The organism is Pseudomonas sp. MYb13, from assembly GCF_002980075.1.
Lineage (GTDB): Bacteria > Pseudomonadota > Gammaproteobacteria > Pseudomonadales > Pseudomonadaceae > Aquipseudomonas > Aquipseudomonas lurida.
Window position 1 is genome coordinate 32,634 of record NZ_PCQI01000008.1, and the last position, 19,331, is coordinate 51,964.

At 63.2% G+C, this 19,331-nt stretch carries 18 protein-coding genes; 12 read left to right on the forward strand and 6 right to left on the reverse strand.

The features are described 5' to 3' along the window. The first annotated feature begins 162 nt into the window (after positions 1 to 162). From CQ002_RS15980 to CQ002_RS16010, 7 genes are read left to right on the forward strand one after another with little or no spacing between them, the layout of a single operon-like run. Entirely contained in the window at positions 163 to 1,065 is a 903-nt protein-coding gene (locus tag CQ002_RS15980) for an AMP-binding protein (protein ID WP_069077698.1), read from the forward strand. Then, complete coding sequence (locus tag CQ002_RS15985) at positions 1,062 to 1,835, forward strand: ABC transporter ATP-binding protein (RefSeq protein WP_105162508.1); 774 nt, start codon at positions 1,062 to 1,064, stop codon at positions 1,833 to 1,835. The genes CQ002_RS15980 and CQ002_RS15985 overlap by 4 nt, the downstream gene beginning before the upstream one ends. Continuing rightward, entirely contained in the window at positions 1,832 to 2,713 is an 882-nt protein-coding gene (locus tag CQ002_RS15990) for a branched-chain amino acid ABC transporter permease (RefSeq protein WP_034106908.1), read from the forward strand. Before CQ002_RS15985 ends, CQ002_RS15990 begins: the two co-directional genes overlap by 4 nt. A gap of 4 nt (positions 2,714 to 2,717) precedes the next feature. Continuing rightward, a complete protein-coding gene (locus CQ002_RS15995; RefSeq protein WP_105162507.1) occupies positions 2,718 to 3,767 on the forward strand; it encodes a branched-chain amino acid ABC transporter permease in 1,050 nt (349 codons plus the stop codon). A 31-nt stretch (positions 3,768 to 3,798) separates the two neighbouring features. Next, on the forward strand, positions 3,799 to 5,139 hold the full coding sequence (locus tag CQ002_RS16000) for an ABC transporter substrate-binding protein (protein WP_105162506.1): 1,341 nt from the start codon (positions 3,799 to 3,801) through the stop codon (positions 5,137 to 5,139). Between the two features lie 3 nt (positions 5,140 to 5,142). After that, positions 5,143 to 5,910, forward strand: a complete 768-nt coding sequence (locus CQ002_RS16005; protein WP_034106902.1) for an ABC transporter ATP-binding protein — start codon at positions 5,143 to 5,145, stop codon at positions 5,908 to 5,910. Positions 5,911 to 5,922: 12 nt separating this feature from the next. After that, entirely contained in the window at positions 5,923 to 7,317 is a 1,395-nt protein-coding gene (locus CQ002_RS16010) for an FAD/NAD(P)-binding protein (RefSeq protein WP_105162505.1), read from the forward strand. Between the two features lie 390 nt (positions 7,318 to 7,707). On the opposite strand, the gene CQ002_RS16015 is transcribed toward CQ002_RS16010, so the two are convergent. From CQ002_RS16015 to CQ002_RS16030, 4 genes are read right to left on the reverse strand one after another with little or no spacing between them, the layout of a single operon-like run. Beyond that, a complete protein-coding gene (locus CQ002_RS16015) occupies positions 7,708 to 8,952 on the reverse strand; it encodes an efflux RND transporter periplasmic adaptor subunit (RefSeq protein WP_098466853.1) in 1,245 nt (414 codons plus the stop codon). Further along, positions 8,942 to 10,420, reverse strand: a complete 1,479-nt coding sequence (locus CQ002_RS16020; RefSeq protein ID WP_105162504.1) for a TolC family protein — start codon at positions 10,418 to 10,420, stop codon at positions 8,942 to 8,944. Before CQ002_RS16020 ends, CQ002_RS16015 begins: the two co-directional genes overlap by 11 nt. Continuing rightward, the gene (locus CQ002_RS16025; RefSeq protein WP_034106894.1) at positions 10,413 to 11,612 is read right to left on the reverse strand and encodes an ABC transporter permease; all 1,200 of its coding nucleotides are present in this window, start codon (positions 11,610 to 11,612) and stop codon (positions 10,413 to 10,415) included. The genes CQ002_RS16020 and CQ002_RS16025 overlap by 8 nt, the downstream gene beginning before the upstream one ends. Then, entirely contained in the window at positions 11,609 to 12,316 is a 708-nt protein-coding gene (locus tag CQ002_RS16030) for an ABC transporter ATP-binding protein (protein ID WP_034106892.1), read from the reverse strand. The genes CQ002_RS16025 and CQ002_RS16030 overlap by 4 nt, the downstream gene beginning before the upstream one ends. A gap of 357 nt (positions 12,317 to 12,673) precedes the next feature. Here CQ002_RS16030 and CQ002_RS16035 point away from each other — a divergent pair, with 357 nt between their 5' ends. Further along, entirely contained in the window at positions 12,674 to 13,432 is a 759-nt protein-coding gene (locus CQ002_RS16035) for a TetR/AcrR family transcriptional regulator (protein WP_034106890.1), read from the forward strand. Between the two features lie 209 nt (positions 13,433 to 13,641). Here CQ002_RS16035 and CQ002_RS16040 read toward each other — a convergent pair whose 3' ends face one another. Both CQ002_RS16040 and CQ002_RS16045 read right to left on the reverse strand, forming a co-directional pair. Continuing rightward, the gene (locus CQ002_RS16040) at positions 13,642 to 14,703 is read right to left on the reverse strand and encodes an FUSC family protein (RefSeq protein WP_034106989.1); all 1,062 of its coding nucleotides are present in this window, start codon (positions 14,701 to 14,703) and stop codon (positions 13,642 to 13,644) included. A gap of 169 nt (positions 14,704 to 14,872) precedes the next feature. Beyond that, on the reverse strand, positions 14,873 to 16,489 hold the full coding sequence (locus CQ002_RS16045; RefSeq protein ID WP_098466851.1) for an NADP-dependent glyceraldehyde-3-phosphate dehydrogenase: 1,617 nt from the start codon (positions 16,487 to 16,489) through the stop codon (positions 14,873 to 14,875). A 138-nt stretch (positions 16,490 to 16,627) separates the two neighbouring features. Between CQ002_RS16045 and CQ002_RS16050 the strand changes: the two genes are divergently transcribed. From CQ002_RS16050 to CQ002_RS16065, 4 genes are all read left to right on the forward strand, one after another. Continuing rightward, positions 16,628 to 17,503 (forward strand): Dyp-type peroxidase, encoded by an 876-nt coding sequence (locus tag CQ002_RS16050; RefSeq protein ID WP_098466850.1) that lies wholly within the window; start codon positions 16,628 to 16,630, stop codon positions 17,501 to 17,503. A gap of 328 nt (positions 17,504 to 17,831) precedes the next feature. Further along, the gene (locus CQ002_RS16055) at positions 17,832 to 18,104 is read left to right on the forward strand and encodes a DUF2282 domain-containing protein (protein ID WP_069077593.1); all 273 of its coding nucleotides are present in this window, start codon (positions 17,832 to 17,834) and stop codon (positions 18,102 to 18,104) included. Next, positions 18,101 to 18,532: a DoxX family protein gene (locus CQ002_RS16060; protein ID WP_105162503.1), complete on the forward strand. Its 432-nt coding sequence runs from the start codon at positions 18,101 to 18,103 to the stop codon at positions 18,530 to 18,532. Before CQ002_RS16055 ends, CQ002_RS16060 begins: the two co-directional genes overlap by 4 nt. An 18-nt stretch (positions 18,533 to 18,550) precedes the next feature. Then, a complete protein-coding gene (locus CQ002_RS16065; RefSeq protein WP_034106883.1) occupies positions 18,551 to 19,312 on the forward strand; it encodes an alpha/beta fold hydrolase in 762 nt (253 codons plus the stop codon). The last annotated feature ends 19 nt before the right edge of the window (positions 19,313 to 19,331 follow it).

The window sequence follows — 19,331 nt, forward strand, 5'->3', positions numbered from 1 at the left end:
AGGCGCTGGCTTGCCGGCGATAGCGGTGGGGCAGCCAGAGATGTCTCCACTGACAGCCCGCCATCGCCGGCAAGCCAGCGCCCACCGTTTGATCTTTATTGTTTGATCGATCCCGGCCAGCGGACCACCGCACGCACATCACTTGAATAGGAGCACCCCCCTATGAGCGTGCACGAACTCAAACGTCCGCTGGTCCTGGAATGGCCCGCCGAGCTGCTCGGCGACCTGCCCAAGGCGTTGGAACAACTGCGCCACTGGGCGCAGATCACACCACTGCACACCGCCCTGCGCCACAAGCGCCAGGGGCAGTGGTACGCGTGGCGCTGGATCGATGCCTTGCGTGACGTCGAGCGCCTGGCCGATGGTTTGCGCCAGCAGGGTTTCAGCGAGCAGTCGCGGCTGGCACTCAGCGGTGCATTCGAGCCGAACCTGTTGTTGCTGGCGCTGGCGGCGCAATCCATCGGCGGGCAAGTGCTGACCCTGGCCGATGACCTGGAACCGGAGGCGCTGCAGCAACACCTGTGGCGCATTCGTCCCACCCATTCATACGCGCTGGGCCGCCAGTACGCGCGGCATTGGCGGTCGGCCAATCTGTTGGATTTCGCCCAGTTGCTCGGCCCGTTGGCACCCGCCCAACACCTCGCCCGCTGGTGGCACCCCTCGGGCGAAACCGCGTTGTGGAGCGAAGAGGGCACCCATTGGCAAGGTGGCTTGGCCGTGGTGCTGGAGCAATGGCTCAACAGCGGCCATGGCTTGGCATTTCCGGAAAGCCTGGCCTCGGCGCGGCGCGATCGCAGTGAAGTCGCGCCCACCGGCCTGCTGCTGTCGCCCGCGCGTTTGCAGCACCTGGCCGATGATATCGAAAGCCGCCTCGCCCCTCACGGCACCTGGCGCCGACGCCTGTGCGACTGGGCCATCGCGCACCCACAAAGCGGCCTGCGCCGCCTGCTGAAAAACCGCGTGCGCAAGCTGCTGGGTTTCCAACGCCTGGCCTACATCTGGCAGCCGCTTAAACCGACCGCCGAGCCAACCTGGCTGGCTGAATTCACACGGGACATCGCATGAGCCAGGCCATTCTCCAGGTACGGGATATCTCGCTGTCGTTCAAGGGTGTCAAGGCGATCAATGCCTTGTCCTTCGAGGTGGCGCGCGGCGAGATCTGTGCATTGATCGGGCCCAATGGCGCCGGTAAAAGCTCGTTGCTCAATGTGCTCAATGGCGTGTATTGCTTTGATGCCGGTGAGATCGTCTTCGAGGACCAGCACTTCCACCGCATCGACCCATTGGGCGCCGCGCGGCGAGGTATCGGCCGCACCTTCCAGAACAACGCGCTGTTCAAGAAGATGAGCGTGCTCGACAACATCCTCACCGGCCTGTCACGGCATATGCGCAGCAGCTTTATCGAGCAAGCGCTGGGCTTGCCCCGCGCGCGCCGGGAAGCCGAGGGGTTCCGGCTGCGCGCCCAGGGCATTCTCGAATTCCTTGAACTGCAAGCCCACCGGGATGTGCTGGTGGGCAACCTGTCCTACGGCCTGCAAAAACGCGTGGAACTGGGCCGGGCGTTGATCGCAGGCCCCAGCTTGTTGCTGCTGGACGAGCCCATGGCCGGCATGAACGCCGAGGAAAAACAGGAAATGGCGCGCTTCGTCGCTGACGTAAACCGCGACCTCGGTACCACCGTGGTGTTGATCGAGCACGACATGGGCGTGGTGATGGGCTTGTCCGACCACGTGGTGGTGCTCGATTACGGGCGCAAGGTGGGCGACGGCACGCCGGCCGACGTGCAGGCCAATCCCGAGGTGATCGCGGCCTACCTGGGAGTGGTAAACGCATGACCTTTTTTTTCGAAACCCTGCTCGGTGGCCTGCTCGCCGGCACCATGTACTCCCTGGTCGCCATTGGCTTCGTGCTGATCTACAAGGCCAGTGGTGTGTTCAATTTCGCCCAGGGCTCGATGCTGCTGTTTGCCGCGCTGACCTTCGTCAGCCTGCATGACCAGGGGGTGCCGTTTGCCCTGGCGCTGCTCTTGACCGTGATCGTGATGATCATCGGCGCCTTGCTCATCGAGCGTCTGGTCTTGAGGCCGCTGGTGAACCGTTCGCAGATCACCTTGTTCATGGCGACGCTGGGCCTGTCGTTCATTATCGAAGGCCTGGCCCAGGGCTTGATGGGCTCCCAGGTGCGCGCCCTCGACCTGGGCATCGACGACGTGCCGCTGTTCGTCGGCCCGCTGATGCTCAGCCAATTCGACCTGATTGCCGCCGCAGCCGCCGTGGTGCTGGTGACGGTGCTGGCGCTGCTGTTCAACAAGACCCGCATCGGTGTGTCACTGCGGGCAGTGGCGGATGACACCACGGCGGCGCTGTCCATCGGCATCAACCTCAACCGTATCTGGCAGATCGTCTGGGCGGTGGCCGGGATCGTCGGGCTGGTGGCGGGCCTGCTGTGGGGCGCGCGCCAGGGCGTGCAGTTCTCGCTGTCGCTGGTGGTGCTCAAGGCCTTGCCGGTGCTGATCATCGGCGGCTTTACCTCGATTGGCGGGGCGATTGTCGGTGGGCTGATTGTCGGTGCGGCGGAAAACCTCGCCGAGGTGTACATCGGCCCGTTGATCGGCGGCGGTATCACGCCGTGGTTCGCCTACGTATTGGCCTTGGCCTTCCTGTATATCCGTCCCGCCGGCCTGTTTGGCGAGCGCGCCATCGAGCGAGTCTGAAACCATGTCAATCCCCGTTGTTCAAGAAACCGCGCCGCTGCTGCTGATCCAGCGGCGCATCCCCTGGGCCTTGATCGGCCTGCTGGTGCTGGCCTTTGTCGTGGTGCCGCTGTGGGGCAATGACTATTGGCTGAATGCGATCCTGATCCCGTTCCTGGTGCTGTCGCTGGCCGGGCTGGGCCTTAATCTGCTCACCGGGTACACCGGCCAGACCTCTGTCGGGGCCGCCGGCTTCATGGCCGTGGGCGCGTTTGCCACCTACGGGTTCCTGCTGCGCCTGCCGGAGCTGGGGTTGCCGGTGGCGTTGCTGGGCGGTGGGATCATCAGCGCCTTGGTCGGCTTGCTGTTCGGCCTGCCCAGCTCGCGGATCAAGGGCTTCTACTTGATGGTCACCACCCTGGCCGCGCAGTTTTTCCTGGAGTGGCTGTTCGTCAAGTTTCCCTGGTTCTACAACTACGGCTCGTCCGGGACCATCTCCGCGCCGAAGCTGGCGTTGTTCGGTCACGACCTCAATACGCCGTTGGGCCGCTACCTGCTGACCCTGGTCACCGTGCTGCTGTTGACCTGGACCGCCATCAACCTGGTGCGCAGCCAGGTCGGGCGCAACTGGATGGCGATCCGTGACATGGACACCGCCGCCGCCGTGGTCGGCATCCCGGTGGTGCGCTACAAACGCCTGGCGTTCGCGGTCAGCTCGTTCTACCTGGGGATAGCCGGCGCGCTGTGGGCCTTTGCCTACCTGGGCACGGCCAGCGCCAGCAGCTTCGATATCAATCGCTCCTTCCAGATCCTGTTCATCATCATTATCGGCGGCATGGGCAGCATCGCTGGCAACTTTGTCGGCGCGGCCTTTATCAGTCTGCTGCCGATCTTCCTCAGCCATGCCGGGCAGGCACTGTTCGGTGGCTCGGTGGATGCGGGGCAGTTGCAGAACTTGCAGAAAATTATCTTTGGCGTGTTGATCATCGTGTTCCTGATCAAGGAACCCGAGGGCTTGATCCGCCTGTTGCACAACCTGCGTGACCGTGTGCGGCAGTGGCCGCTGCGTTTCTGAACCTTTTTTTACTGACTGATAGAGATCCCCCATGCGTGCATCCTTGAAACGTTCCTTGATCGGCGCCGCGTTTACGTTGGCATCCCTGGCCGGTGCCGTCCCCCCGGCGATGGCCTCGGCCGACCAGCAATTCATCCCCCTGGCCACCTACCGCGTTGGCGCGTATGCCTCCAGTGGCGTGCAGGTGTGGGCCGGGATGATCGACTACCTGCGTTACATCAACGAAGTCGAAGGCGGCATCAACGGTGTGAAGCTGGTGTGGCAGGAGTGCGAGACCGAGTGGACGGCAGAGAAGGGCATCGAGTGCTACGAGCGCTTCAAGAATGGCCTGGATGGCGCGCCGGTCGCGGTGTACCAACCCAACGGCGCACCGGCGGCGTATGCGCTGAGCGAGCGCGCCGAAGTGGACAAGATCCCGCTGATCACCCTCGGCTACGGCCGCACCGAAGCCACCGACGGCACGGTATTCCCCTATAACTTCCCGGTGATGCTGACCTTCTACAGCGAAGCCTCGACGCTGGTGAACTACATCGCCCAGCGTGAAGGCGGTTTCGACAAACTCAAGGGCAAGAAGATCGCCACGGTCTACCACGACTCGGCCTACGGTCGCGAGACCCTCGGACCGCTGAAGTTGTTGGCGGAAAAATACGGTTTCGACAATATCCAGATCCCGGTCGCCGACCCAGGCAACGAGCAATCCGCGCAATGGCGTCAGGTGCGCCAGGCCAACCCGGACTGGGTGTTCCTGCGCACCTGGGGCGTGTCCACACCGGTCGCGGTAAAGACCGCTGCGCGCTTCGGCTTCCCGGTGGACCACATCGTCGGCGACATCTGGGCCAGCTCCAGCGAGGACGTATTGCCTGCCGGTGCCGCCGCCAAGGGTTACCTGGCCCTGACGCCATACCCGGCCGGGGCTGATTTCGAGATCCACAAACGCCTCAAGCAGTACATCCTCGACAAGGGCCACAGTGACCTCAAGGACCTGAAGAACTTCGGCAGCGTCTACTACAACTCCGGCCTGGTGAATGCCGCGGTCGCGGTGGAAGCGATTCGCACCGGCCAGGCCAAGTTCGGCAAGCGCCCGCTCAATGGCGAAGAAGGCCGCTGGGGCCTGGAGCACCTGAACATCGACGACGCGCGCTTGAAAGACATGGGCTACCTGGGCCTGATGCAGAACCTCAAGCTGTCGTGCCGCGATCACGAAGGCGGCGGCTCGGCGCGGGTGCAACAGTGGGATGGCGCCAACTGGACGCTGATCAGCGACTGGATCGCCGCCGACCGCGCGCTGTTGCGTCCGTTGATCGATGAAAAGTCAGCCGCGTTCGCCAAGGAAAAAGGCCTGGCGCCGCGTACCTGCACCGGGGATGAATAAACCATGAACCAACCCGCCATCGACGTCGCGCGCCCGTCGCTGCTGACCGTCAACGATATCGAAGTGATCTACGACGGCGCGATCCTCGCGGTGGCCGGGGTGTCGCTGAACGTGCCCAAGGGCGCGATCGTGGCCTTGCTTGGTGCCAACGGCGCCGGCAAGAGCACCACGCTCAAGGCCATCTCGGGGTTGGTGCGTGCCGAGCGGGCCGAGGTCAGCCGTGGGGTGATCGAATACGCAGGCGTCGACCTGGCCGGGATCGACCCCAGCCAACGCGTGCGCCAGGGCATGGTCCATGTGCTGGAAGGTCGTCATGTGTTCGGCCAGTTGACCGTCGAGGACAACCTGCGCAGCGGCGGCTTTGTCAGGCGCTTGAGCCGCCGGGACATGGAACACGACCTGGAACGCCTCTATGCCTGGTTCCCGCGGCTCAAGACCAAGCGCCACACCCGCGCCGGGCTCACCTCGGGCGGCGAGCAACAGATGGTCGCCATCGGCCGGGCGTTGATGACCCGTCCTGCTTTGGTACTGCTCGACGAGCCGTCCATGGGGTTGGCGCCTATGATCGTGCAGGAGATTTTCGAGATCATCGCGCAGCTCAACCGCGAGCAGCAGGTGAGCTTCCTGGTCGCCGAGCAGAATATCAACGTTGCGTTGACCTATGCGTCCCACGGCTACGTATTGGATACTGGGCGCGTAGCCTTGAGTGGCAGCGCCGCTGAACTGCTGGCGCGCGGCGATTTGCATGACTTTTACCTGGGCAAACAGTAAGGGCGACCCTGCATGACTGAATCCATCCGCAACGCTGATGTGCTGATCATCGGCGGCGGCCTGAGCGGCACGATGCTGGCCGTGCAACTCTTGCGCCTGCCCGGCAAGCGCCGGATCCTGGTAATCGAGCCGCGCGCTGAACTGGGGCGTGGCGAGGCCTACAGCGCCGTCGAACTGGGCCACACCTTGAACGGCAATGCGGCGCGCATGAGCGTAGACCCGGACAACCCCGACGACCTGACCCAATGGCTCACCGACTACATCGGCGCTGGCGGCTGGCCCGAGTCGGACCAGCAGCACGTGCCGATCAGCGAACTATTCCCGCCGCGCGGGATATTTGGTTTGTATGCCCAGCAACGCCTGGCCGAGGCAAAGGCACGTTCCGCCTCCAGCGTTGAGCACGTGCGCGGCGAAGTGGTCGACCTGCAAAGGGAGGACGCCTCAACGCTGCTGACCCTCGATAACGGCCAGCCACTGCGCGGCGGGCTTGTGGTACTGGCCACCGGCATGTTCCCGGCGGCGCGTACACCGCAGACCCAGTCCAGCGGGTTGAACGCGACGGCGGTTGACCCCTGGGACGTGCAAGCGATGACCCAGATTGACCCGCAAGCGCCGGTGCTGATCATCGGTTCCGGGCTCACCATGGTCGACGCCGTAGTCTCCCTGGAGCAGGCTGGGCATCGTGGGCCGATCGAGGTTTTCTCGCGCCACGGCCTACTGCCTCATGTGCGCCGGCAACCGCCGGGCTGGGTGGATTTTCTCGGCGAGGACCAGCGCCTGCGCAGCCCACGGCAATTGCTGCGCGAGGTGCGTCGGCAATGTGGCATTGCGCAAGCGCAGGGGATCGATTGGCAAGCGCCGCTGGACACGGTGCGTGCACATATCGGCCGGTTGTGGAGCCAGGCCAGCGAGCGGGAGAAACGCCAGTTCGTGAGGCATGTGCGGCCGTGGTGGGAAAGTCATCACCACCGCTCGCCGCCGCTGAGCGCGCAGTTGGTGGCGCGCTTGCATGACGAGGGGCGGTTGCGCATCCGGGCTGCCTCCTTCAAGGGCTTGGAACCTTCGGCTGAAGGCGTGACCATTCGTTTGCGTCATCGCGGCGAGCAAGGGATCACCCTGGTCTCGGGCGCAGCGCTGATCAACTCCAGTGGCATCGAATACGACTGGCGCCGGGTGGCTCGGCCATTGCCGCAACAGTTGCTCAAGCGTGGCCTGATCCAGCCCGGGCCGCTGGCGTTGGGGATTGCGGCAGATGCCTGCGGGGCCGTGATGGATGCACAGGGGCGGGTCAGCCAGCGGTTGTTCGCCATGGGCCCGCCGTTGCGGGGGATGTGGTGGGAGAGTACGGCGGTGACCGATGTGGCGATCCAGGCCAAGGCGTTGGCCGCCAAGCTGACACAAATCTAAAGGTGGGAGCGGGCTTGCCCGCGAATGCGTCGGATCAGTCAATGAATGTATCGACTGTCACTCCGCCTTCGCGGGCAAGCCCGCTCCCACGTTTGGCACTTCATTTACCTGGGGATTTTCACAAGCCCTGGCTTTAGGCCGAACACTTCCACACCCTGGCCGGTCGATTGGCTGATCCAGCCCGGGCCGCTGGCGTTGGGGGATTGCGGCGGATGCCGGGGGCAGTGGTGGATGCACAGGGGCGATTCAGGCCAAGGCGCCTGCCGCCAGGCTGACACAAATCTAAATGTGGGAGCGGGCTTGCCCGCGAATGCGTCGGATCAGTCAATGAATGTATCGACTGTCACTCCGCCTTCGCGGGCAAGCCCGCTCCCACATTTGGCACTTCATTTACCTGGGGATTTTCACAAACCCTGGCTTTAGGCCGAATACTTCCACGCCTTGCGCGGTCGATTGCCCGGTGGTCACTTTTACCTGCTCCACCGGCTTGTCCATGGCCTCGCGGTATTCGACCGTCATGTCCGGCTGGATCGCCTGGCTCGGAATCACAATCGCCTGCGCATTGTTGTAGGTCACGATGGTCAACCGCGCGCTCATCCCCAGCCGCACCCGCTGCAACTGCTGCGGCGTGAGCTTGGGGATCGACAGGGTCACCGGAAACTGCGCGCTGCCCTGGCTGTCACCGGCAATCGCCAAGCCACTGACCGCGCTGACTGAACCGGTCAGCCGCTCGCCATCGAACCCGTCCCCCAGCACTTCCACCGCCTGGCCCTGGTGCAGCTGGTTGATGTCCAGTTCCGACACCTTGGCGACGATTTTCAGCCGTTCGATATTCGCCAGGCCGAACAGCACCTGACCCTGGCTGACCTTGCTGCCGGCCTGGACCGGGGCATTGTTGTTGCCACCCCCTTGGGCGGACGTATTGCCGGGCGGTGGCACCACGATGCCTGAGAACGGCGCCTTGACGTCCTTGCCCTCGAGCAGCTTATTCAAGGCGTCGTATTTCACCGTGGCATTGGTCAGTTCCATGTCGGCGATCTGGCGGTATTCGCCCTTGCCCTGTTCGATGGCCTGCTGCAGTTCGCTGCGGGCCGAAGCAAGGTCGAGCTGTTGCTGTTGGACCTGCTGCCTGAGGTCGTCCAGTTCGTTGCGTGGGATGATGCCGCGCTTGAACAGGTTTTCGCTTTCAGTGAGTTTGCGCTGGGTATTGCCGGCGTTCATTTCCGTGGTGCGCAGGCTGCGGCGCGCGCGGCCGACTGCGGGGCTGCTGTCCCAGTCATGCATCTCTTGCACGGTGCGTCGGGCCTTGAGCTGGGCCGAGAGGGCGTCACGCAGTTGCACTTCCAGGGTGGCCGGGTCCATGCGCAACAGCACCTGGCCGGCCTCGACCCGCTGGCCTTGTTCCACCAGGTTGGCTTGCACATTGCCGTCGAAGGGCGCGGTGAGGGTGATGGTGGTGTCGGGTTCGATCTTGCCCACCAGGCCGATCTGGTGCACCAGCGCGTCGGGCTTGATGGCCAGCCACTGCTCGGCGGTGCTGGCTGGGTCGGAGGCCGGACTGCGCAAGGCCAGGCCCGCGCCGCCCAGCAGCACGATCAATACAGCACCCAGCAGGCGTTTCTGATTAGTAGTCATTGAGGGCGATTTCCCAACTCTCTAGCGTCATGCCCAGGGTCAAGTCGAGCTGGGTCTGGGCGTTCAAATAAGCGATCAGCGCATTGAGTTGCGCGTTTTCGGCGTTGCGCAGGTCGGTCTCGTAGCTCAGCACCTGAAAGTTGGTGGAACGCCCGGCGCTGAGTTTTTCCCGCTCGATCTCGATCTTGCGTCGCGACAACTCCACCGCATGCTGGGAGATTTCATATTGGCGCCAGCGGGTGCCGAGGTCGCGTACCACGTCGTTGACGCTGCGTTCCAGTTCCTGGCGGGCATCGGTGATGCGGATCTCCTGGTCCTCCACATTCACCCGCGCGCGCACTTCGGCCTGGCGCGTGCTGATATCACCGATGGGGATTTGCACCTGCACTCCAGCGTAGCTCTCCCAGGTGCGGTTGTTGGAGCGGCCGGCATCGTTATCGTAGGCGTCGCGCACTTGGTTGGCACCGGCCACGAGGTCCACCTGCCAACGCCCGGAGTCCTTGGCGATCACCAGGTCGAGGTCGGCCTGCTGGCTGCCGAGCAGGGCGGCGAGGTATTCCGGTTGCTGGGTTTGCGCCAGGTTGAAGGCCTGGCGCTTGTCGATCTGCATGGGCCTGGCCTCCAGGGCTTCGGTGGCGCGGATCGGCGTGGACAGGTCCAGGGCCAGCAGGCGCAGCAGGGCCAGGCGGCTGGAGTCCAGTTGGTTCTGCGCCTCTTCCACCCCCAGTTGCTGGGTGGCGATATCGGCTTCGGTCTGTACGATTTCGAATTCGGCCATGCGCCCGGCGCTGATCAGCGCCTTGTTCACTTCCAGCAAGGTGCCGGAACGCTTGAGGGCGTCCTGCACGATGCTCAATTGCTCCTGGGCGCGCAGCAATTCGCGGTAGGTGGCGATGATCTGGCTGATGGTCTGCGCCACGGTGGCCTTGAGGTTCAGGCGGTTGGCCTGCTCCGCCAGGCGCGACAGGCGCAGCGGCGCGGTGGTGGCGTCCCAGCCGGCGCCGCGCATCAGCGGTTGGATGATTGCCAGGTCCAGGCCGTCGCTGCGGTAGCGGCCGGCGCGGTCTGCGTTGTTCAATTGTTGGGTCCAGGCCATGCTCAAGCGCGTGCCGTACTCACCGAGCAGGCTGGTGGCCGGCGCCACGTTGGCATTGCGCGCATTGTCGGCGGAGCCGCGGGTGCTGCGGTAGTAACTGTTGAGCGTGAGCTTGGGGTTGAACACATCTTCGGCCACGCGCAGGTCGAATTTCTGCGCCACCCGTTGCAGGTACGCACTGCGGATCGCCGGGTTATTGCGCAAGCCCAGGTACACCGCATCACCCAGGGTCATGGTGGTGACCTGGGCATTCAGCGAGACACTGCGGTCGTAGCCGCTGCGGGTCGTACTCGGTGCCGACGGTTTGATCACCACGTCGGCGGCCATGCCCGGCAGGCTGACCAGGGCAAGCCAGAACAGCCACCTATTCATCGCGCAGGGCCTCCACCGGCTGCAGCCGTGAGGCAGAGACCGCCGGGTAGATGCCGAAAAACAGCCCCACCAATAACGTACTGCCTACTCCCAGCGGCAGGGCGGCGACGGCCAGGGCAAACGCCCAGCCCGACAGCCAGGCGTACAGCCAGGCAGCGGTCATGCCCAGGACCGCGCCGCACAGTGCGCCGACGGCGGTGAGGGTCACGGCCTCGAGCAGGAACAGGTTACGGATATCTCGCTGACGCGCGCCCAGTGCCATGCGAATGCCGATCTCGCGACGCCGCTCCGACACGTTCATCAGCATCACGTTCATCACGCCCACGCCACCGCCCACCAGGGAGATTGCACCGAGGGCCAGCAGCAGATAGGCGAAGGTGCGGCTTTGCCGGGTCATGCCGTCGATCATTTGCTGAGGCACTTGGATATCCACATCGTGGTCGGGAAGTTGGGGCCTCAACGCGGTGGCCGCCTCCTGGGCGAGCCGTTCCATGTCCTGGCCGGGCATGGCGCGGATGATCACATTGCCGACCTGCGGCAGGGCATAGATGCGGCGCATGCCTTCGGCGGGGATGAACAGCGACTCGTTGGCCTGCACCGGCATCAACATCGCCCGGGGCTGGCTGCGCAGGATGCCCACGATCAGGAACAGGTAGTCGTTGATACGCACGCGGTCGCCCAGTTGCAGCGGGTCGCCCGGCGCCCCCAGGGCCTCGGCCAATTGGCTGCCGATCACGCCGTAGGTTTCACTGGCATCGAAACTTGAGAGGAAACGCCCTTGTTGCACCGCCAGGCGCATCGCGTCCTGGATGCCCGGTGTGCTGCCGACGAAGTTGGCATTGACGGTACGGCCGTGAAACACAATGGGCCCGCTGAACAACGTGAGGGCGCCGATATGGGCAATGCCCGACACCGTTTGGCGCACGGCGTCCAGGTCGAGGCGGGCGGGCATCATCACCGTGCCGCTGCCTTTGGACGGGAACTGGGCGACGAGGGTGTCGGTGCCCATGTCCTTGAAAATCATGGCGGCATCCACTGCTGCGTTGTGCCCGATATTGATCAACGCCACCACTGACGAGCTGCCGATGACAATGCCCAGCAGTGCCAGGACCGAGCGCTTGCCCAGGGTGCGCAGGCTGACGAACGCTTCATGCAGCAGTTGGCTGACGCTCTGTTCGACCCGCAGGCTCATGGGCGCCCGGCCTCATTCACCACGCCATTGCGCACCAGGATCTTGCGGTCCAGGCGCTCGGCGATGTGCGGGTCGTGGGTGACGATGATCAGCGTGACCTGTTGCTCGCGGTTCAGTGCCAGCAACAGGTCCATGATCTCCTGGGCCGTGGTGCTGTCGAGGTTACCGGTCGGTTCGTCGGCCAGGATCACCGAAGGCTTGCCCACCAGAGCCCGTGCAATGGCGACCCGCTGGCGCTGGCCGCCGGAGAGGTCGGCGGGGCGGTGGTGTGCGCGGTCGGCCAGGCCGACCTGTTCGAGCATGCGCAGGGCCTGCTCCACCGACTCATGGCGCGACACGCCGCGATAACCCAGGGGCAACGCGACGTTGTCCAGTGCACTGAGGCGTGGCAGCAGATTGAAGCTCTGGAACACGAAGCCGATTTGCTGGTTGCGGATCGCCGCCAGCTCATCGGGGGTGGCGTTGAAAATGTCGTGCCCGGCAAAGCGGTACTCGCCGCAGTTGGGCAGGTCCAGCAGGCCAAGGATATTAAGCAGGGTACTTTTGCCGGAGCCGGACGCGCCGAGGATGCCGCAGCTGTCACCGCTGGCAATGGACAGGCAGACATCATTGAGAATGGACAGGTGTTGCCCGGCCAGCTGATAGCTTTTGCCGATGCCGTGCAGTGAGATCAAGCCTGGGTGCGCGCGGGTATCTGTCATCATGACTACGCCTGCAGTCTCGACGGTGCCGTGCTGTCCCCGGAAAAGCATTGTTACAAGTTCGGGAGCTGCCTGGTACGCGTCACGGACTGGTTTTATTTCTTGTTTTTAAAATATTGTTTGAATACTAACCGTGTTCCAGCGGCTTCGCCAGCCATCGATATAGAGCGGTTTCACCCCTTGAAACGATTTCTGCCATGGCACTGCAGGCCGTCCAGAATCCGTTCGACTAGGCTCAACGAGCCCGCCAGCAAAGGCTTTCGATCATATGGCGGTGTGTCACTACTTGCTTTCGGACGACGGCACCGGTATAAAAAATCAAATTATTTTTTAAAACAATATTTCCCACGTGGAACTTCTATGGTCGCGAAGAAAGTCAGCGCTCCAAACATTACCAAGACTCGACTGCTGGATGCGACAGAGGCTCTCTTCATTAAGTACGGATACGATGCGGTTTTGTTGCGGCAGATTACCGAGCGTGCCCAGGTCAACCTGGCTGCGGTGAACTACCACTTCGGGGACAAGGACTCCCTGATGAAAACCCTGCTGATGCAGCGCCTGGAGCCGCTCAACGAGCAGCGCCTGGAATTGCTCGCGCGCTGTGAGGCCGAGTCCGACGGCCCGCTGGATTGCGACACCCTGCTCGGCGTGCTGTTTGCCCCGGCCATGGGCCTTGAGCGTAGCGATCCGGCGAGCGCCAGTGGGGAAGGGCGTTCGTTCATCCGGTTCCTGGGGCGGGTCTACAGCGATACATCGCCGTTTATCCAGGAATACCTCAAGGTGCATTACCAGCCGGTGTTCCAGCGCTTCTTCGAAGCCTTTGCCCTGGCCTTGCCCGAGCTGCCGCGCAATGAACTGGGGGTGCGCCTGCAATTTGCCCTCAAGGCGATATCCGGCGTGATGGCCGGCACTGAACTGCGCCTGCTGATGAACTCCATGAGCCTGGGGCGCCCGGCCACGGATGCCGAAGTGATGGCCAAGTTGATCACCCTGGTGTCGGCGGCGATTCGCGTGCCGCAGCAAAGCCCGGAAGCGGAAAATGCCTTGGCCAGGGTGCTCGACACCCAGCGGGCTATTCGTGAACAGGCGTCGGCGCCCGCCGCCAAGGTTTCGCGCTGATCCCTGTTGGGGCCACCTCAAGCCTGCCGTGTTTTGCAGACGTGTTTTTGCAAGGCAAAAAAAAGCCCGCTGGGGCGGCGGGCTTGATGTGCAACGTTTGTAACGGATGAGGCTTCACCCTACGTCTCTGGATGTGAATAAATCGTGAAAAATATGTAGGAAAAAGTATGAAAGTGCTGAGGCGGTTAACAGCGTCGACGCGCCACCTTCTAAATCTTCCAGTGTCCGGCACTTTTGGCCAGGCGTTGGCGCATTGCATCAATGTTTGCCGCCAGTTGCACCGTCAACAACCGATAACCATCCAGGGCACTGTACACCGGCGCATCCAGCGCTGGCTCGGCGCCCGTGATGTGACTGGGCCGCTCCAACCGCTCCGTCACGCCCGACTTCAAGGCGCGCGCCATCCCTACCAGCTGCACTCGAATCTGCCGGTGTTCGGCTTTCAGCATCACCTGCATCCTCGCCATCGCTTGTTCGTCCCGGGGATCTGGGCGGGTATTTCCGAGGATTTCCAGGGTGCTGATGCACATGCGCAAATGCCGCTGGATCGCGTCCAGTTCCGTCATCGAAATCCGCACTTCCTTGGACACCGACGGCATCAGCGAACGCAACTGCACCATCGCCGCGTTCAAGCGGTTGAGCAGTTTGAGGTGTTCATCGTCGGTGACCGACTGGCCATTGATGATTCGGCTGTAGATCGCCGCGCAATCGCGCAACGCGCTGGCCAGGTTGTAGCGCCACGAGTACACAGCGTATAGCGGCAAGGCAAAGGAGAACGCCAGGGCCAGGACGATGCCGATCAGGATATCGACCGTGCGCCACAAGCCATCCGAGATCGGGTTGTCTCCATGGCCCGCGACGATGAACACGGTGATCGCCGACAGCAGCGCAATGTAGCCGCCCTTGCCGATGGCGTGATACGAAAAGAACCCGCACACCGCCGACATCAACAGGTAGGTCAAGAACGGCTGGCCAAAGTAGGCCTGCTGCACCACCAGCAACAAGCCGACGCTGGCGCCGATCAACGTACCATAGGCGCGCTCCACGGCTTTCTTGCCGATATTGCCGTGGTGCTGCAAACCGCCGATCACGATCAGCATGGTGACCGACGCCCACTCACCGTGGGGCAGGTTGATGCCCGTGGTCAGCAGGATCGTCGCCAGCAACCCGATGGACACGCGCACGGCGTGGATCAGCTTGGCGTGGCGATAGCGACGGTAGGGGTCGAGCAGGGGACGTAGCAGGCGCCGGGCAAACAGAGGTAGGTGCAGGTTCATCGGTATTAAAGTGGCCTCAAAAAGTCAGGGGTGACTCGATCAAATGTGGGCGCTGGCTTGCCTGCGATCGCATCGGCCCAGTGTGGCGGGAGCACCACGGTGCTTGCATCGCAGGCAAGCCAGCGCCACAGGTGCCTGCTTTCACACAGGCTCCCAGGTGCTGTCAGAAAATGTAGTCGGTGGTCAGGAAGCTTGAGTCACGGTTGCGCAAAATGTCGCTGACCAGCGCCTTGTTGCTTTCCTGGAACTTGGTCGCCACCAGCGTGCGGATCGAGAACACGCGCAACGCGTCATGTACCGACAGCGTGCCCTCGGCCGAGTTCTTGCGCCCGTTGAAGGGGAAGGTGTCGGGACCACGCTGGCACTGCGCGTTGATGTTGATACGGCCGACCTGATTGGCGAAGGTGTCCACCAGGCGCCCGACCTCCACGGCGCTGGTGCCGAAGATACTCAGTTGCTGGCCGAAGTCCGAGTCCAGCACATAGTCGATCACTGTCTGCAAGTCGCGGTAAGGCACGATCGGCACCACCGGGCCGAACTGCTCTTCGTGGTACACGCGCATCTGCGGGTTCACCGGGTACAGCACCGCCGGGTAGAAAAATGACCCTCGACTGCTGCCGCCATTCTCATTCACTACGTTGGCACCGTGCTGCGCTGCGTCGGCCACCAGCTCGTTGAGGTAGTCCACCTTGCCCACTTCAGGCAACGGCGTCAGCGCCACGCCGTCTTCCCACGGCATGCCGGGTTTGAGCGTGGCCAGTTTCTGGTTGAATTTCTCGATGAAGCGGTCGACGACGTCTTCATGCACGAACAGGATTTTCAGCGCGGTGCAGCGCTGGCCATTAAACGACAAGGACCCGGTCACGGCTTCGCTCACGGCATTGTCCAGGTCCACCTCAGGCAACACGATGCCTGGGTTTTTTGCGTCCAGGCCGAGTGCCGCACGCAGACGGTGTGGTTTCGGGTGCAGCTTTTTCAGGTCGCTCGCGGCTTTGTTGGTGCCGATAAACGCAAAGATATCGATCTTGCCACTGGCCATCAGCGCGCTGACGGTTTCGCGGCCGCTGCCGTAGATCACGTTGATGACCCCGGCCGGGAAGCTGTCGCGGAACGCCTCCAGCAACGGACGGATCAACAGCACGCCGAGCTTGGCCGGCTTGAACACCACGGTGTTGCCCATGATCAGCGCCGGGATCAGGGTGGTGAAGGTTTCGTTCAGCGGGTAGTTATAGGGCCCCATGCACAACGCCACGCCCAGTGGTACGCGGCGGATCTGGCCAAGCGTGTCTTGCTCCAGCTCGAAGCGGCTGGAACGGCGGTCCAACTCTTTGAGGGCATTGATGGTGTCGGTGATGTAGTCGCAGGTACGGTCGAACTCTTTCTGTGAATCCTTGAGGTTCTTGCCGATCTCCCACATCAGCAGCTTGACCACCGCGTCGCGCTGTTCCCGCATGCGCCGCAGGAACGCTTCGACATGCTGGATACGATCTGCCACGCGCAGGGTCGGCCATTCACCCTGGCCGCGATCATAGGCGCGCACCGCGGCGTCGAGCGCGGTGAGGGCGGTTTCGGCATCCAGCAGCGGCGTGCTGCCGATGTGCACGCGTTCGTCGCCCAGTTGCACCGGGCTTTGCACCTTGGCCAAGGGACCGTTCCATACCTTCAACTGGCCGTCGACCAGGTAATCACGCTGTTCGATGGGCGCCGCAAGGCGGAACTGTTCGGGAATGTCGGCGGCGCAGGTGGGAAACAGCTGGGCGAGCAGGTTGCTGGTGGTCATGTCGCTACCCCTGGAATAGTTGCAAAACATGACTAGAGAGTCACCCAACAATAGGCTCTATGGCAAGGCTCGCGCGCTTTCTTGTGCGTCGCACTGCGCCTGAAGGTTAAACTGCGCGGCTTTCTTGAAGGAGTTCACATGAGTCAGTACCAGCCGGGCATTCTTGTCACACCGGTGCCGTTGCAGGCACGCCATCTGTTTTTCGCCGTGGATACCCTGGCAGCCGTGCCCGCTGCGCTGGATGCGTTGGTACAGCTGGCCGACACGGCGACAGTGGTCGGTGTTGGCGAGCCGCTGGTCACCGCGCTGGGCGCCCGCATTGACGGTCTGCGCCCATTCCCCACGGTCAGTGGGCCGGGCGCGCATAACCCGTCTACCCAGCAGGCATTGTGGGTATGGCAGCAGGGTGAGGACCGCGGTGAATTGCTGTTGCGCAGCCGTGCACTGGAAAAGGCATTGGCCCCGGCGTTTCGCCTGGTGCAGATGACCGAAGGTTTCCGCTACAAGACCGGCTTCGACCTCACCGACTACGAAGACGGTACCGAAAACCCCCACGACGACGCAGCGGTCGAAGCCGCCCTGACCGACAGCGGTGCCAGCTTCGCCGCGATCCAGCAATGGCAGCACGACCTCGACGGCTTTGCCGCCTTGCCTGCGCAAGAGCGCGACCACATCATTGGCCGCCGGCATGGCGACAACGAAGAGTTGGACGACGCGCCCGAATCTGCCCACACCAAGCGCACCGCCCAGGAGAGCTTCACGCCGGAAGCCTTCGTGGTACGCCGCTCCATGCCGTGGGCCGAGAACGGTCAGGCTGGGCTGATGTTCCTTGCGTTTGGCCATTCGTTCAATGCGTTCGAAGCGCAGTTGCGGCGGATGAGTGGGTTGGAGGATGGGATTGTCGATGGTCTGTATCGCATCAGTAAGCCGTTGACCGGTGGGTACTACTGGTGCCCACCGTTGAAGGATGGTCATCTGGACCTGAGTACGATGTTTCCGGCAACACCCATCTGAAGGCTGGGGGCGGGGGGCGCGTTACCCATTCGTGGTGATTTTTGCGGTAACCGACGCCGCCGAAACGCACGCTTGCGCAAAGACGGATAGTTCGCAGGGGGTGGCGTTCGGGATGCCGGATAAAGCGCCCGCGTCTTGGCACTGTTTTATCGACTGTGTATCGGACTGTATCCCCGTCCCCCCCTGATACACCCGCATGACGTTCTATCGCGTTCGCGACACAGAGCGGATACACGCCTGGCTTTAACTCTGTCCACCAGATGGCGCAGGCGGTCACCGACCCCAAGGCGCCCTGGCCACACTCAGTCAAGCCAGGAGACTCACCCCCATGAAGCGTCCCTACGCAGCCCTCGCGGCAACCCTCGCCCTGTCCATCAGCGCCTTTGCGGCCGTGGCCCATGCCGATGAGCCCAAGCCCCAGGAAAAATGCTTCGGCGTGTCCCTCGCCGGTGCCAACGATTGCGCCGCGGGCAAAGGCACTTCGTGTGCCGGCACCGCCACCGCCGACTACCAAGGCAACGCGTGGGTGCTGGTCGACAAGGGCACCTGCACCCAGATCAAGACGCCTAAAGGCCACGGCAGCCTGACGGAGCAGCCGTGAGCCGAGCGGCCTCGACGAGGGTGATCCAGCGACTGCTGCCACAGGCCCTGCTGTTGCTGGTGGCTCGGGTGGGCATTGCGGCGGTGTTCTTTCTGTCAGGACGCACCAAGGTCAGCGGGTTCCTTGAACTCAAGCCGTCGACCTACACACTGTTCCGCTCGGAATACGCCTTGCCGCTGATCCCGCCGGAGTGGGCAGCGCACCTGGCGACCTACGCCGAGCATGTGTTCCCGCTGTTGCTGGTGCTGGGCCTGTTGACCCGTCCGGCCGCCGCCGCGCTGCTGGGCATGACCCTGGTGATCGAGGTGTTTGTGTACCCCGATGCCTGGCCGGTGCACCTGACTTGGGCGGGCCTGCTGTTGCCACTGCTGGCGTACGGCGGTGGAGCCTGGTCGCTGGACCGCCTGATCTCGGGCAAACGTTCGTAACTTTGATGGAGATTTCCAATGCGCATGCTTTCTTCCCTGGCCATTGCCATGGCCCTGACCGTTCCGATGTTGGCCCAGGCGGCCGACGCGCCATTGCCCGGCACCGGTAAAAGCGTCGTGATTGTGCCCGGTTCATTTGTCGACGGTTCAGGCTGGCGCGTGGTGCACGACATTCTGATCCACAAGGGCTACAAGGTCACCGTGGTGCACCAGGGCCACGAGAGCCTGGCTGCCGATGTGGCCGAGGCGCGCGAAGTGCTGGAGCAGCAAGTCGGCCCGGTGGTGTTGGTGGGCCACAGTTCCGGTGGCGGGGTGATCTCGATTGCCGGCGACCGCGACAAGGTCAAGTCGCTGGTCTACGTGTCGGCACTGCAGCCGGAAGTGGGCGAGAACATGGCCCAGTTGATCGGCTCCATGCCGGCGCCCAGTGATGACATCAAGGCCAGCCGCGACGGTCACCTGTTCTTTGATCGCACCCAATTCAACGCCGACTTTGCCGCCGACCTGACGACTAACCGCACCGACTTCATGGCCGCCTCCCAAGTGCCCGCGACCACGGCTTTGTTCGGCGGCACCGTCTGGGCCGCGGCCTGGCACAAGAAACCGACCTACGCGGTGGTCTCCACCGAAGACCGTGCCCTGAGCCCGGACCTGCAGCGCTGGATGTACAAGCGTGCCGGTTCCAAGGTCACCGAAATCAAAGCCAGCCACTCGGTGTACATCTCCCAGCCTGAGGCTGTGGCAAAGGTCATCGAAGACGCGGCTTCCGTTATCCAGTAATTCACCCCACCCCCCGGAG

Bases quoted from the DNA above. Each gene is read 5' to 3' on its own strand.
- CQ002_RS15980 (WP_069077698.1), top strand. From the start codon at position 163: ATGAGCGTGCACGAACTCAAACGTCCGCTGGTCCTGGAATGGCCCGCC.
- CQ002_RS15985 (WP_105162508.1), top strand. From the start codon at position 1,062: ATGAGCCAGGCCATTCTCCAGGTACGGGATATCTCGCTGTCGTTCAAG.
- CQ002_RS15990 (WP_034106908.1), top strand. From the start codon at position 1,832: ATGACCTTTTTTTTCGAAACCCTGCTCGGTGGCCTGCTCGCCGGCACC.
- CQ002_RS15995 (WP_105162507.1), top strand. From the start codon at position 2,718: ATGTCAATCCCCGTTGTTCAAGAAACCGCGCCGCTGCTGCTGATCCAG.
- CQ002_RS16000 (WP_105162506.1), top strand. From the start codon at position 3,799: ATGCGTGCATCCTTGAAACGTTCCTTGATCGGCGCCGCGTTTACGTTG.
- CQ002_RS16005 (WP_034106902.1), top strand. From the start codon at position 5,143: ATGAACCAACCCGCCATCGACGTCGCGCGCCCGTCGCTGCTGACCGTC.
- CQ002_RS16010 (WP_105162505.1), top strand. From the start codon at position 5,923: ATGACTGAATCCATCCGCAACGCTGATGTGCTGATCATCGGCGGCGGC.
- CQ002_RS16015 (WP_098466853.1), bottom strand. From the start codon at position 8,952: ATGACTACTAATCAGAAACGCCTGCTGGGTGCTGTATTGATCGTGCTG.
- CQ002_RS16020 (WP_105162504.1), bottom strand. From the start codon at position 10,420: ATGAATAGGTGGCTGTTCTGGCTTGCCCTGGTCAGCCTGCCGGGCATG.
- CQ002_RS16025 (WP_034106894.1), bottom strand. From the start codon at position 11,612: ATGAGCCTGCGGGTCGAACAGAGCGTCAGCCAACTGCTGCATGAAGCG.
- CQ002_RS16030 (WP_034106892.1), bottom strand. From the start codon at position 12,316: ATGATGACAGATACCCGCGCGCACCCAGGCTTGATCTCACTGCACGGC.
- CQ002_RS16035 (WP_034106890.1), top strand. From the start codon at position 12,674: ATGGTCGCGAAGAAAGTCAGCGCTCCAAACATTACCAAGACTCGACTG.
- CQ002_RS16045 (WP_098466851.1), bottom strand. From the start codon at position 16,489: ATGACCACCAGCAACCTGCTCGCCCAGCTGTTTCCCACCTGCGCCGCC.
- CQ002_RS16050 (WP_098466850.1), top strand. From the start codon at position 16,628: ATGAGTCAGTACCAGCCGGGCATTCTTGTCACACCGGTGCCGTTGCAG.
- CQ002_RS16055 (WP_069077593.1), top strand. From the start codon at position 17,832: ATGAAGCGTCCCTACGCAGCCCTCGCGGCAACCCTCGCCCTGTCCATC.
- CQ002_RS16065 (WP_034106883.1), top strand. From the start codon at position 18,551: ATGCGCATGCTTTCTTCCCTGGCCATTGCCATGGCCCTGACCGTTCCG.